The organism is Afipia massiliensis (assembly GCF_014203115.1).
In the GTDB taxonomy this organism is placed as follows: Bacteria; Pseudomonadota; Alphaproteobacteria; order Rhizobiales; family Xanthobacteraceae; genus Afipia; species Afipia massiliensis.
In genome coordinates this window covers 28060-41798 of the sequence record NZ_JACHIJ010000001.1, presented here as the reverse complement: position 1 = coordinate 41798, position 13739 = coordinate 28060, and the positions used below count along the sequence as shown (strand labels likewise).

10 protein-coding genes are annotated in these 13739 nt (G+C 60.8%); 5 read left to right on the top strand and 5 right to left on the bottom strand.

The features are described from left to right. Positions 1-2706 carry a nitrate reductase gene (locus tag HNQ36_RS00155; RefSeq protein ID WP_184081969.1) on the top strand — a complete coding sequence of 902 codons (2706 nt, stop codon included), beginning with the start codon at positions 1-3 and terminating at the stop codon, positions 2704-2706. 154 nt (positions 2707-2860) lie between these two features. On the opposite strand, the gene HNQ36_RS00150 is transcribed toward HNQ36_RS00155, so the two are convergent. Genes HNQ36_RS00150 through pxpB form a run of 3 tightly spaced genes read right to left on the bottom strand, consistent with a single transcriptional unit; the run spans position 2861 to position 5383 of the window. Continuing rightward, the gene (locus HNQ36_RS00150; RefSeq protein WP_184081968.1) at positions 2861-3625 is read right to left on the bottom strand and encodes a LamB/YcsF family protein; all 765 of its coding nucleotides are present in this window, start codon (positions 3623-3625) and stop codon (positions 2861-2863) included. Between the two features lie 19 nt (positions 3626-3644). Beyond that, positions 3645-4664, bottom strand: coding sequence for a 5-oxoprolinase subunit C family protein (locus tag HNQ36_RS00145; protein ID WP_184081967.1), 1020 nt, complete (start codon positions 4662-4664; stop codon positions 3645-3647). Next, the gene (gene pxpB / locus HNQ36_RS00140) at positions 4661-5383 is read right to left on the bottom strand and encodes a 5-oxoprolinase subunit PxpB (protein WP_184081966.1); all 723 of its coding nucleotides are present in this window, start codon (positions 5381-5383) and stop codon (positions 4661-4663) included. Before pxpB ends, HNQ36_RS00145 begins: the two co-directional genes overlap by 4 nt. 176 nt (positions 5384-5559) lie before the next feature. On the opposite strand from pxpB, the gene HNQ36_RS00135 reads away from it, so the two are divergent. Next, complete coding sequence (locus HNQ36_RS00135) at positions 5560-6264, top strand: ribonuclease activity regulator RraA (protein ID WP_184081965.1); 705 nt, start codon at positions 5560-5562, stop codon at positions 6262-6264. A 32-nt stretch (positions 6265-6296) separates the two neighbouring features. Here HNQ36_RS00135 and HNQ36_RS26035 read toward each other — a convergent pair whose 3' ends face one another. After that, positions 6297-6506, bottom strand: coding sequence for a hypothetical protein (locus HNQ36_RS26035; RefSeq protein WP_246395188.1), 210 nt, complete (start codon positions 6504-6506; stop codon positions 6297-6299). Between the two features lie 225 nt (positions 6507-6731). On the opposite strand from HNQ36_RS26035, the gene HNQ36_RS00130 reads away from it, so the two are divergent. Together HNQ36_RS00130 and HNQ36_RS00125 are read left to right on the top strand one after the other, a co-directional pair. Next, the gene (locus tag HNQ36_RS00130; RefSeq protein WP_184081964.1) at positions 6732-7577 is read left to right on the top strand and encodes an SDR family NAD(P)-dependent oxidoreductase; all 846 of its coding nucleotides are present in this window, start codon (positions 6732-6734) and stop codon (positions 7575-7577) included. Positions 7578-7668: 91 nt separating this feature from the next. Further along, on the top strand, positions 7669-7866 hold the full coding sequence (locus HNQ36_RS00125; protein ID WP_046826297.1) for a hypothetical protein: 198 nt from the start codon (positions 7669-7671) through the stop codon (positions 7864-7866). A 226-nt stretch (positions 7867-8092) separates the two neighbouring features. Here HNQ36_RS00125 and HNQ36_RS00120 read toward each other — a convergent pair whose 3' ends face one another. Beyond that, entirely contained in the window at positions 8093-8950 is an 858-nt protein-coding gene (locus HNQ36_RS00120; protein ID WP_184081963.1) for a transglutaminase-like cysteine peptidase, read from the bottom strand. Between the two features lie 567 nt (positions 8951-9517). On the opposite strand from HNQ36_RS00120, the gene HNQ36_RS00115 reads away from it, so the two are divergent. After that, positions 9518-13732 (top strand): VCBS domain-containing protein, encoded by a 4215-nt coding sequence (locus HNQ36_RS00115; protein WP_184081962.1) that lies wholly within the window; start codon positions 9518-9520, stop codon positions 13730-13732. Positions 13733-13739: the final 7 nt, after the last annotated feature.

Sequence of the window (13739 nt, the reverse complement as noted above, 5' to 3'; positions counted from 1 at the left end):
ATGACGAACGTCGATCCATCCCTCGCTCCCACAAAAACCACCTGTCCTTATTGCGGTGTCGGCTGCGGCGTCATCGCCACGCCTGACGGCAAGGGTGGCGCGTCGATTGCCGGCGACCCGGAGCATCCAGCGAATTTCGGGCGGCTATGCTCCAAGGGTTCGGCGCTCGGCGAGACGCTGGGCCTGAGCGAGCGACTACTCGACCCAATGATCCGCTGCTCGAACGGCAAGTTCGAACAGGTGGCGTGGAGCGATGCGCTGGATCATGTCGCCAACCGGCTGCAGCATATCATCGCAAAGCATGGTCCGGGATCGGTCGGCTTCTATCTGTCGGGCCAGTTGCTGACGGAAGACTATTACGTCGCCAATAAGCTGATGAAGGGATTCATCGGCACGGCGAATGTCGATACCAACTCGCGGCTCTGCATGTCCTCGTCGGTTGCCGGTCATCGCCGCGCCTTCGGCTCAGACACCGTGCCGGGTTGTTACGAGGATCTCGACGAAGCCGATCTGCTGGTGCTGGTCGGATCGAATGCGGCCTGGTGCCATCCGATCCTGTTCCAGCGCATGATCGTCAACAAGCAGAAGCGCGGCGCGCGCATCGTGGTGATCGATCCGCGGCAGACCGAGACCTCCGGCGATGCCGATCTGTTTCTCGGGCTCAAGCCCGGCACAGATACTGCACTGTTCAGCGGATTGCTGTCGTATCTGGCGGACAACGGCGCGCTCGACCATGCCTATATCGATGAGCATACAAGCGGTTTCGCGGAGGGATTGGCGAAGGCGCGCAGCATCGCCGGCAGCGTCGCCGCGACTGCATTGGCAACGGGGCTCTCCGAAGCCGACGTCGCGGCGTTCTTCCAGATGTTTGCGAAAACGCAACGCGTGGTGACGCTCTATTCGCAGGGCGTTAATCAGTCGGCGCAGGGTACCGATAAGGTCAACGCCATCATCAATTGTCATCTCGCGACCGGACGCATCGGCAAGCCGGGCGCATCACCGTTCTCATTGACCGGCCAGCCGAACGCCATGGGCGGGCGCGAGGTGGGCGGTCTCGCCAATCAGCTCGCGGCACATATGGGATTCACGCCGCCGGACATCGACCGCGTGCGCCGGTTCTGGAAAGCGCCGCACATCGCGACACACGAAGGGCTGAAAGCCGTCCAGATGTTTCAGGCGATCGGGCGCGGAGAGATCAAGGCGCTCTGGGTGATGGGCACCAACCCAGCGGTGTCGCTGCCGAATGCAGACGCAGTCCGTGCGGCGATGCGCAAGCTCGATCTGCTGGTGATTTCCGAAAACGTGCAATCCAACGACAGCATCAATTCCGGCGCGCATGTTCTTCTGCCGGCGCATGCGTGGGGCGAAAAGTCGGGAACGGTGACCAACTCCGAGCGGCGTATCTCGCGCCAGCGCGCGTTCCTGCCGCCGCCGGGACAGGCGAAGCCTGACTGGTGGATCATGCGCGAGGTGGCGAAGCGTCTCGGTTACGGCGCGGCGTTCGCCTACGACTCCGCCGCCGATATTTTTCGCGAACATGCCGCGCTGTCGGCGTTCGAGAATGATGGCAGCCGCGATTTCGATATCGGCGCGCTCGCATCGATCGGTGATGACGGATTCGATAACATGCCGCCGATCATGTGGCCGATGCCGGATGGCGCGGTCGAACCGCAGGCGCGTTTCTTCGCCGAGGGCCGGTACTACACATCCGACCGCAAGGGACACTTCATCGCGCCCGATGTTCCGATGCTGCGCGGCGCGACCTCCGAGGCACGGCCGTTGCGTTTGAATACGGGACGCATCCGCGATCAGTGGCACACCATGACGCGCACCGGGCTCAGCCCGCGCCTCGGTCAGCACTTGCCTGAACCGTATGTCGAGATTCATCCTACCGATGCCGTGCAGGCGGACATTGTCGACGGCGGTTTCGCGCGGCTCGCGACCGATCTCGGCCAGTGCATCCTGAAGGTTGTCGTGAGTGAACGGCAGCAGCGCGGCATGCTGTTCGCGCCGATCCACTGGAGCGAGGAAAATTCCGCGTCGGGGCGGGTGGGAGCGCTGGTTGCGCCGTTCACCGATCCGTTCTCGGGGCAGCCGGAGAACAAGGCGACGCCCGTCGCCATCGAAGCTGCCGCGTTTGCACAGCGCGGGTTCGTGCTGTCACGCAAGCCGATGTCCTTTCCAAAGGACGTGTGGTGGTCGCGCGTCGCAGTGATCGGCGGATATGGCTACCTGCTTGCCGGCAATCTGGATGTCGCGAACTGGAAAACCTTTCTCTCACCGCACGGAGAAGCGAGCCATATCGCCGAATATGAGGACGCCGCACACGATGTCTATCGTGCGGCGCAGTTCTCCGGAGATTCGCTGGAGGCTTGTCTGTTCATCGGTCCGGCGGAAGCGGCACCTAACTGGGAAGCTGTGAAGGCCGCGTTCGCGGCGGAGACGATCAGTGACGAGCAGCGGCGGCTGCTGTTGTCGGGGAAGTCCGCGGATGGTGTCGCGAACGACGGTCCCGTGGTGTGTGCCTGTTTCGGCGTTGGACGCAACGCGATCTGTGGCGCGATTGCGGAAGGCTCGCTTACGACAGCTGAGATCGGCGCGAAGCTGAAGGCCGGAACCAATTGCGGCTCTTGTATTCCGGAATTGAAGCGGCTGATCGCGCAGACCGACGTGCAGCAGCCGATGGAAGCGAGTGCGGCGAGCTAGTGAGCCATGGACAAATGTAGCCGTCGTCCCGGCGAAAGCCGGGACCTGTAGCCACCGGCTCATCAATTGATGCAGACCGGCCGAACACGTCTTTGCAAGATGTATCGACAGGGATGATGGGTCCCGGCCTTCGCCGGGACGACCACAACTAAAATCAGCGCGAGTTGAATGGTGCGACGCTGATGCCGCTGCGCTCCAGCTCCGCACGCACCTTGCGCGCGATGTCGACCGCGCCGGGCGTGTCGCCGTGAATGCACACGGTATCGATCTTCACAGGAATGACTTTTCCTGATGTGGCGGTGATGGCGTTGTCCTGCACCATGCGCACCACACGCTGCGCGATCTGATCGGCGTCATGAAGCACCGATCCGGGCTTGCTGCGCGCCACGAGTTGTGCGTCGTCCTCATAGGCGCGGTCGGCGAACACCTCATAGATCAGATTCAGTCCTGCGGCTTCGCCGGCGCGGACCAGCCCGGTGTTCGGCAGCACCACGAAGTACAAATTCGGATCGACGGCCTTGATGGCAGCGGCGATGGCGCGCGCGGTCATGTCGTCGACGCATCCCACGTTTGACAGCGCTCCGTGGGCCTTGACGTGGGTGACCTTGTGACCGGCCAGTGCGGCGACCGCCTGCAGCGCGCCGATCTGGTAGGCGACCATGGTTTCGATCTCGGATGAATTCAGTCCGGGCACCGGCCGCCGTCCGAAGCCGTGCAGATCGCGGTACCCGGGATGCGCGCCGATGCTGACGCCGCGCTCTTTCGCGAGCTTTGCGGTCTTCAGCATGATGTCGGAATCGCCGGCATGAAAACCGCAGGCGACGTTGACGCTGCTGGCGAGGCCCAGCATGGCGTCGTCATTGCCCATCTCCCATGCGCCGAAGCCTTCGCCGAGATCGCTATTGAGATCGATGATCATGGTACGCCTTCGTGGAAGATTAGGGTTCGCCGGTGTCGATAGCATTCACGGCGACACCTGCAACATTGGCCTTTTGCAATTCGACAAGATTGAGGCTCGATCCGCCTGCGGCATGAATGCGGCCGGGCAGCGCGCGCATGAATTCGGCCAGATTGCGCGCCTCGGTTTGTGCGTCCTCGACGCTGACCGCCTTGAAACGGATCATCGCGCCCGATTGCATCTGCGCAAAACGTCCGAGGTCTGCGCTGATGACCGTCGCGATCTTGGGATAGCCGCCGGTCGTGCCATGATCCGCCATCAGCACGATGGGCTGGCCGTTACCGGGCACCTGGATGCTGCCGTGCACCGCTCCGTCCGAGACAATGTTGTGCCCGCCGGGATGGACGACCTTCGGGCCTTCGAGCCGATAGCCCATGCGGTCACTGGTGGCGGAGATGCGCCACTCGCTGTTGAGAAACACATCGCACGCTGCGCCGAACTCGTCGTCCTGCGGTCCCATGACGACGCGGATCGGCGTCTGCGGCATATCGAATGTGTCCAGCGCGCGCTCATAGGGAGCAATCTGCGCGGTCCCGACATCGAGTGTATCGCCAACCTGCAGCGGCCGCGGGAAGGGGCTGCCGAGATCGGCGCGCGCGTTCACCGACAAACTCCCGAACACGGGTTCGCCTGCGATGCCGCCCTCGACCGCAAGGTAACTGAACATGCCGTTGCGCGCAGCGCCGAGCTTGAGCGTTTCGCCTTCCGCGATCAGCGCGGTTTCGTTCAACAACAGCGGCGATCCTGCGATGTCCGCAACACGCGCAGCGCCTGACAGCGCCACACGGACCGCGCCATTGCGTGCCGTGAACGATGCGCCGAACGGTCCGACCTCGATGGCCGCGGCGAACGGCGTATTTCCCGCAAGGCAATTCGCCATTGCCAGCGAGACGCGATCCATCGCGCCGCTGGTGGTGAGGCCATAGCGCTGCGCGCCGAAGCGTCCGGCATCCTGAACTGACGTCGCGGGTCCTGTTGTGATGACGACAAGCCTGCTCATGACGCGACCAATTCGGCGACGGTTTCGCCGCGCTCAGCCGCGCGATCGAGCGCAGCGAACTCGCTGGCCGCGATGGCATGGAAGGTCACGGCATCGCCGGGCTCCATCAGGAACACCGGATCGCGTTGTGGATAAAAGGTGCGGACCGGCGTTCGTCCCAGGAGATGCCAGCCGCTCGGCGCGGCGAGGCATTGCACGCAAGCTTGCACGCCGCCGATGGAAATGGTGCCGGGCGGTGTATGCGTCCTCGGACTTTCGCGGCGCGGCGTTGCGATGACGGGATCGAGGCCGCTCAAATAGGCGAAGCCGGGCGTGAAGCCGATCATCGCCACGCGATATTCGCAGCCGGTATGCTTCGCGATGACGTCGGATGTCGAGATGTTGTGTGCGCGCGCAACGTCGTCGAGGTCGATGCCGTAGTCGCCGCCATAAACCACAGGCACGCGCCAGCGCCGGACGCCGGTTTCGGCGGGAACAGGCCGCTGCGCCAGCGCGAGCAGCTTTTCCGACAATGCTGCGTAGCCGACTAGCAGCGGATCGTAATGAACCAGGAGCGAGCGGTAGGTCGGAACCGTTTCCAGCACGCCGGTGACAGCCTCGCTCGCGACGCTGCGGTCAAGCGCCAGAACCTGCCGGTTGATTACCGGATCGATGCTGCGCCCGAACTCGACCGTCAGGGCAGTATCTCCGGACGGGAGGATGCGGGGCGAAGCGGTCATCGACGGGCCGAAAATCTGAAGGATCGATCGCCATTTGTCCGACACTGGCGTCTAAATGGCAAATAAGTTGGCGTTATCGCAGCCCATAAGCGGGGATTACCGCTCACGCGATTGTCGCCTTGACGCCATGCCCTGCTTTCGCAACAAGGCGTGGCCACCACATCGGAGTCCGCCTCATGTCGCTCTCGCCCGAAGCCGTCGCAACGCTCAAGAAGATCACGACCGCCACCATCACGACCATCCTTCTCAAAAAGGGGCTTCGCAATGTCTGGCTGCGCGGGTCGCGTCCGCTGCGTCCGGGGCAGGAGCGTCTGGTCGGTCCGGCTTTCACCCTGCGGTTTGTCCCGGCGCGTGAAGATCTCGCGACGCCGGAATCGTGGTCGAAGCCGATTTCGACCCGCACCGCCATTGAGGCGATGCCGGCGGGCTGCATCGCCGTGGTCGATGCGATGGGAATTACCGACGCTGGAATTTTCGGCGACATCCTGTGCGCGCGCATGGCCAAGCGCGGCGTCACCGCTCTGGTCACGGATGGCGTGGTGCGCGATCTCGAAGGCGTGCTCGGCACGGGCCTGCCGGTGTGGTGCGATGGCGCTTCTGCTCCGCCGTCGGTTGCCGGGCTCACGTTCGTCAATTGGGGTGAGCCGATCGGATGCGGCGGCGTCGCCGTGTTTCCCGATGACATTATCGTGGCCGATCAGGACGGCGCGGTGCTGATCCCGCAAGCCTTCCTCGAACTGATCCTGACCGAAGGTCCGGAGCAAGAGGCGATGGAGGGCTGGATCGTCAACGAGGTCAACAACGGCGCAGAACTGCCGGGCCTCTATCCGATGAATGCTGAGACCAAGGCGCGGTACGCCGCCTCAAAGGCGAAAAAGTAATCGTCGGATATTTGGGGACATGATCTTTCGGATCATGTCCCTCTGGGCCGCCGCCATCCGACGACCATTGCCTCGACAAGGCTTCCGGATTCGCTGTTGCGCCATTCGCCGTTAACGCGGCGGCAAGCGAATGGCAACTGATAGGTTCCACTCTTGTCTTCACAAAGAACCTGAACTGCCTCTTCAGGTGACGGTTCACCATTGCCGTCAAATTCCGCGAGTCGCTGTATGCGTGTCGCCATCGGCAAATCCCTTCCACGACAAATGCGCCGGTTTGTTCCGCAGTTCCACCGGAGCGACGGTGTAAAAACAAACTAAGCCGCGCGCGCGTGTCCATTTTAAGACGGGGCGATATTTGCGGGTGACGATCAGGTGGCGGTCACTTGTGAAGTGGCGATCACGCTGGTCTCCACTCACCGGATCGTGACATGATCGCTTCCGCGCTTTGAACGGATCGCGGGGGAAACATGCAGGAGCTTGCCGGCAAGACAGCATTTGTGACGGGCGGTGCGAGCGGTATCGGATTCGCGCTCGGACGGGCCTTTGCGGAAGCGGGCATGAAAGTCATGCTTGCGGATATCGAGACCGACGCATTGGAGGCCGCAGTCAAAAGCCTGCACAACGTCGGTCCGGACGTGCGTGGCATTGACTGCGATGTGACCGATGCGACCAGTGTCGAGCGCGCGGCCAAGGCATCGTTCGATGCATTCGGAAACGTCCATGTGGTTTGCAACAATGCCGGCGTTGCCGCTGGCGGCGGTATCGAGGATATCGCGCTGGATAGCTGGCGATGGGTGCTCGATGTCAACCTGATGGGCGTCGTTCACGGCATCCGGGCTTTTCTGCCGCACATGCGTGCGCACGGCGAAGGTGGCCACATCGTCAACACCGCATCGATGGCCGGAATGCAGAGCGCGCTCGGTTTCAGTCCGTACACCGCGAGCAAGTTTGCCGTGGTCGGCATGTCGGAAGGGCTCGCGCCGCAACTGGCGCCGTTCGGGATCGGCGTCAGCGTATTGTGTCCCGGATTTGTCCGCACCCGTATCGGCGAGAGCGGGCGCAACAGGACGGAGCAGTATGGCCCGACGCAAACGCTCGACCCGGCAAGTCCGACCGCTGCGCTGGTCGCCATGATCGACGAATTGATCCGGAACGGACTGGATCCGTCGGACGTGGCGGCGCGTGTGCTTGCCGCGATCCGTGCCAACGAACTCTACATTTTCACGCATCCCGACATGCGCACCGAGGTCGAGGGCAGATTTGCCGCCATTACAGCGGCGTTTGACCAGGCGGCGATCGGCAAGCCCGGCTGAATTTTGCGTGAAGGACCGATGTTTCATCGGTCGAAACAAGCATTGATTCACTCCTTCGCGCCGAACATGGGCGGCGGAAAGGAGTGTATCCATGCGTCAGCTCATTCTCGCAATTTCCGGCGCGGGCGGTATTTTCCTGCTCGCAGGTGCAACACGGAACCGCGGCTGGCCATTAGCCGACCAAATCTGTGTTCAGGGAGCGGTCCTGTGCGACAACCCGGGATGGGTGCTCGTCACCCTCGCGGCGCTGCTGTTTGTCGCGACCATCCAGAGCATCGCCAAGACCTGAGCGATGGACAATAGTGGTCCGATTCTAACATTCGCATCCCGTTTCGGCGTACGATTTTGCGAATGTTAGAATGGAAGGACCACTAGCAAATATAGGTTTGTAGTGGAGTTTTGGATTTGACATTCGCGTTGCGAACCTCCGGCTGGTGGGTCGCGAATGTCAAATCCACTCCACTAGGTGAATTGATTGGACCGGGAGTCAATCTGGCCGAACCTTGTGCGTTGCCTTACAGCGCAAGCGTCATACAGAACTCGTCGAACGCAACAGTCGCCGTGTTCGATCCGACCGCCGTTGCGCCGGCATCGGCGACGGGATTGCGCGTCTCGATCTCGGCGGGGCGGGACTGCGTGATCGGTGCAGCATTCGCATACATCGGCTGTTCAAAGCGTTTTGCGCCTTCCGCGTCGATTGCAAACAGCGGCCGGTATTTGCCGAACCCGTTGTCCTGGATCATCAGGAACGTGCGGTTATCCAGCACGCGCCAATGACCGCCGGACCGTGCCGCGACCACGGCGTGGTCGTCGCCGGTCGCGTTCTCGCGAATGATAACGAGGCGGAGGTCCTCCGCCGCGACGCCGGCCGCGCGAAGCGCAACCAGCTTTGCGATTGCATAGTCCTCGCAGTCACCGGCCCCCGCCGCCAGAGTGGCCAGCGGTGAGGACCAGTGGTCCTCGACACCGTACTGCGCCCGGTCGCTGACCGGCCGGATGGCGAGATTGATCGCGCGGTTGATCTCACCCAGGCGGGCAAGACCTTCGCGGGCAGCGGCGGCGTTGACGATTTCGAGGAATCGATGCGCCGGCTGGGACGTGCAATGTGCCGGATCGCTGGCGCAGCCAGCGATAATGTCCGCTTCGGCCGCAATGGCGCGCTCGGCTGCCAGCCATTTGGCGCGAAGGGGGCCGTCGGTCAGGGCGGAGGTTGAAAGCCCGAAAGGCTCGGCAGGGGCAGGTGCGGGGGCGTCCTCGGCACCGGCCGGGCTCTCGCGCAGGGCATAAGCCGCCGCATGCGTCGGTGTGCCCAACATGTTGAAAATACAGATAAATGCTACCGCGCCTGCGCGCGCTGCAGTGAAAGCCGACATGTGACGCCCCTTGTCCGGACATCGGCTGCAAAGATATGCGCGCTCGTGACCGGATCATTTCGTCACAAGGATTAGGCGTGGTCCCCTTTTCGGCGGCTTAAACACCGGACAAATCGGCCAACTGGATTCAAATATGCGGAACTAATGTTGACGACATTGCCTAAAATTGTAGATAGAGCTAACGCGTAGGCGCCCGGATGCTAAATCCGCGTCTCAGCAGTAATCGGTGTTTCGCTGACTGTTTTGTTTGAGTTTAGCGCACAAGTTTTGAAGTATAGATTGAGTTTTGACTAATTGTCCTTGAGGCGGCCGTTTGGTCTCTAGGCTTGATTATGCCTTGTTAATTGATCGCTTATGGTGCGGGACAGCATAAAATATCGGTTCTATTTCATAGATTTGGAAAGTAACGCCTGAAAGACCAAGTCATCATCCCGTAATTGTACTTAACGGAGGTATGTAAAACCATGCCGTTTAGTTCAATCCTCTATGGGGCTGCGGCCTTTGATGCTATGAATTGCGAATTCTCAATTTCTTAACAATAAACTTTTTGATACGGGCGGGCAGGGTTTGAATTTCGCCGGACCATTTGATTCCGAATTTTCGCACGACTCCCCGGTATCACTGGGTGGCGAGCGTTTTACGTTCGATTCAAAGCCAGGCTTCGTCCAACACCACGCATCCGACAGCCATGTTGTCGTTCCTGATGCACATCTGCTGTTTTCCGGCGACTACACCCGGATCGGCAGCGACCTGATCATCTCAGGGAACAACCAGAAGTTCGTCGTCGGCAATTACTTCAAGGGTGAAACGCGACCCGCCCTGTCGACGAAAGACGGCGCGACGCTCGGCGGTCATATCGTCGATGCATTGACCGGACACGTTCACTACGCTCAGGCAACAGCTGCACCTGCGGCAGGCACGGTGATCGGTACCGTCCAGAAGATGTCCGGCAGCGCATCCGTGATCCGGAACGGCGTCTCCGTCGAACTGCAGATCGGCGCCGCCGTGCAGAAGGGCGATGTGATCCAGACCGGATCGAATTCCTCGATCGGCATGACCTTCGTTGACGGCAGCGCGTTCGGCATGACCTCGAACGCGCGCATGGTTCTCAACGAGATGATCTTCGATCCGAACGGATCGTCGAACTCGTCGCTGATGAGCCTTGTTCAGGGCACCGTCACCTTCGTCGCCGGCCAGACTGCCAAGAACGGCAACATGCGCGTTGAAACGCCGGTGGCCACGATGGGCATTCGCGGCACTGCTGTGCTGGTCGAAATCGCGGCCAATGATGGGCCGACAAAGTTCTCTGTGCTCGTTGAGCCGGACGGCACCACGGGATCGTTCAATCTTTACGACAAGGTCACCGGTCAGTTGATCGGCACCGTGTCACAGGCCGGGCAGGTGACCTTCGTGTCGAGCCTCGGCATCGGTCAGCCTCCGACCGCGATCGAGCAGCTCAAGACGCTTGCCGACCAGCAGGCCGAGAAGGCTATCATCCAGCAGGTCTTCCAGCTTTACTTTCCGAACTACAATCCGGACGATTCCAATCCGAAGATGCCCAAGTTCGGATCGAACACCAGCGGCAACAACCTCGCCGAAATTCTTTTCACGACCAACTCCAACAATAAGCAGACGTTCCTGACGCAGATCGAGTTGCGTTTTGCCGTGACCGATCCGCTGACCGGGATCACGACCTACCAGAACAGGATTTTCTACAACACCAAGGCGCAGTTCTCGGCGTCGTCGATCCTGTCAGAGCAGTCGTTCGACACGGCGGTTGAATCTTTCAAGATATCCGATCTTGTCCATATCGACGATCCTGACATCGGCAACGCGCCGTTCTACGACACCGCGACTCCGTTCGTGGCAGGCAGCGCGATCATCAAGAGCGCCGTCAGCACCAACCCGAATCTCAGCGCGAACTTTCTTACGCAATTTCTGCACATCAACCAGACCACCGGTGTGATCACGTTCGATCGGCTGGGTTTCAATTTTCTGGGCGACGGCGAGAGCGTGACCTTCATGATTCAGGTCACGTCACGGTCAGGGCCCGACGTCGCGAACGTGATCATTCCGATCACGATTACCGGCGACAACGATGTGCCGAATGACAATGGCGCACCGACGATCGTTCTTTCGCTGTCGGACGTTGTCGGCGCAGTCAAAGAGGACGCGCTCGTCACCCCTGACCACGCGATTGTAAAGAATGGAACGATCACGTTCCGGGACGTCGATCTGTCCGACGGCCATCAGGCCGGAGTCGTGTTCACATCGTCGACCTCGGGCTCGACCCTGAACCCGATCTCCAATCCCAGCTTGCCTGGCTTTGGACCGAACGCGCACATCGGTACTTTCACTATCGGCCCGGTGGTGGAGAACGAAACGGATACCATCAATACCGGAACTGTCGGCTGGCACTTCACGTTGGACGAGAACGACCCCACGCTGCAGTCGCTGGCCGAAGGTCAGACCATTACTCAGGTCTACACCATCACAATCACCGACGAACACGGTGCCTTCGTCACCCAGACAGTGACCATCACGATCACCGGTACCAATGACGCGCCGGTCATCGACGCGATTGCTGCCACGTCGTTGAATGAACAGACCGATACCGGCGCACTTACGCTGGCGTCGCCGATCCATGTCACGTTTGGCGACGTCGATCTCAGCGATGTGGGCCACACCGCGTCCGTCACTGCCGTGACAACGGCAGGCGTGACGGCGGGACTTTCGCTGATGCCGGCACAACTGATCGCACTGGTGACGCCGATCACGGCGACCAAGGCCGCCGGCTCTTCGGCCGGTTCGGTCGATCTTGGATTTTCCGCTCCCTCGACCGCGTTCGATTATCTGGCGTCCGGGGAAACCATCAAGCTGACCTACACGGTCACCGTCAGCGATGGCGACGGCGGCACCACGCCCGCGACCTTCGATGTCACGATTACCGGCACAAACGATGCGCCGAGCGTCGCTGCGATCACCGGCGTGGCATTCGATGAACAAGCCGATACGAGTTCGCTGCAGCAGATCATCGCAGTGGATTTCACGGATGTGGATCTGACGGATACCGGCCATGTCGCCTCGGTCCAGAATGTAACCGTAACCGGCGTGCTGCCACCGTTCATGCCAGCCGGCGCGCAAACCAGCGGCATGTTTTATGACTTGCTGACGGCAGTATCGGCGCAGAAGGCTGTAGGCACGTCTTCAGGCTCGGCGAGTTTCGACTTCGATGCCGACTTTACGACCTTCAATTACCTCGCGGAAGGAGAGGTTGTAACGCTCACCTATACGGTTGGCATTACTGACCATACCGGTGCCACCGGGACTCAGACTGTCACAGTGACGATCACCGGCACCAACGACGCGCCGGAGATCGGAACCTCATCGGCGGCGGCAACTGCGGCTTCGGCCGAACAAACAGGCGTAACCGGTTCGACGTCGCTGGACGCTGTCGGCGGCACGATTGGATTTTTCGATGCTGACTACAGCGACACGCATCAGGTCACGCAATCGGCCGCCAGTTTCGTATGGACCGGGGGTACGCTAACCGGATTGCAGATAGCCGCCTTGACGGCAGCGAGTACGCAAACCGTTGTACCGCACGACAGCACAGGCACGGGCATCGGGTCGATTGACTGGACGTACAAGATCACGGACAGCGCGCTGGATTTCCTGGCGGATGGCGACACGCTTACCGTTACTTACGACATCATCGTCCAGGACTTCCATGGCGTCGTAGCGAATGGAACGTCAGCAACTCAGCAGGTGACGGTCACCTACGCCGGCGCGAACGATGCGCCGACAGTTGCTGCGGTTACAACGCCGGCCATCCTCGTCGACACAGTTGCTGCTGATACCTTCGTTACACAGTCGGGTTCGCTCGTCGGTTCCGATCCCGATAGCGGAGAGACGGCTTCGTTAACGTATACGGCATACGATTCCACAACGAGCACCTATGGAAATTCTGCGGTCGTCGGCCAGTATGGCTCGCTGACGGTCAACAGCAACGGCACCTACAACTATGTCCCGAACGCGGCTGCGATCAACGCGCTGAACGCCGACAACTATACGGACACCTTCACGGTGCAAACGACCGACGTCCACGACGCGAGCGGCACCGCGACGTTCACAGTGAATGTCACTGGCGCAAATGATGCTGCAGTCATCGGCAACCCGCTAATGGCCGAAGTCCGCGAGGGCGTCACTGATTCCGCAGGAAATCTTGTTGCTTCCGGTATGCTGTCGATTTCAGATGTCGATAGCGCCGACTCTTTCAACACGACCGTCGCGAATGCAACTGGTCACACCAACCTCGGAACCTTGTCGCTTCAGGCGGACGGTCAGTACGTCTATTCGGTTCTCAACTCAAACCCGAGCGTTCAAGCTCTGACGGGCGTCCAAACGCGCTTGGATGTTTTCACGATTCAGTCGCAGGACGGTACGTCTAAAGACATCAGCTTCACGATTAACGGCGTCACCGAAATAGCGAGCACCAGCGCGAACGAAACGCTCGTCGAGACGGCGGGTCGGGATAACTTCGTGTTCGCGCCGGCTTCCGGGCAAGACACGATCATGGATTTTTCGATCGGGTCCGACAAGATCGACCTCAAAGCGCTCTCAGGCATGACTGCGTCCGCGCTGACGACATTGCTGTCCACAGCGGAGCATGTCGGCACCGGAGGCGCAGACCTGCTGCTCCACCTCAACGGCAACACGGATACCGTGCTCCTGAAGGGCGTTACTGCGCTGAATGCGAGCGATTTCATCCTCCACGCCTGATGAGCGG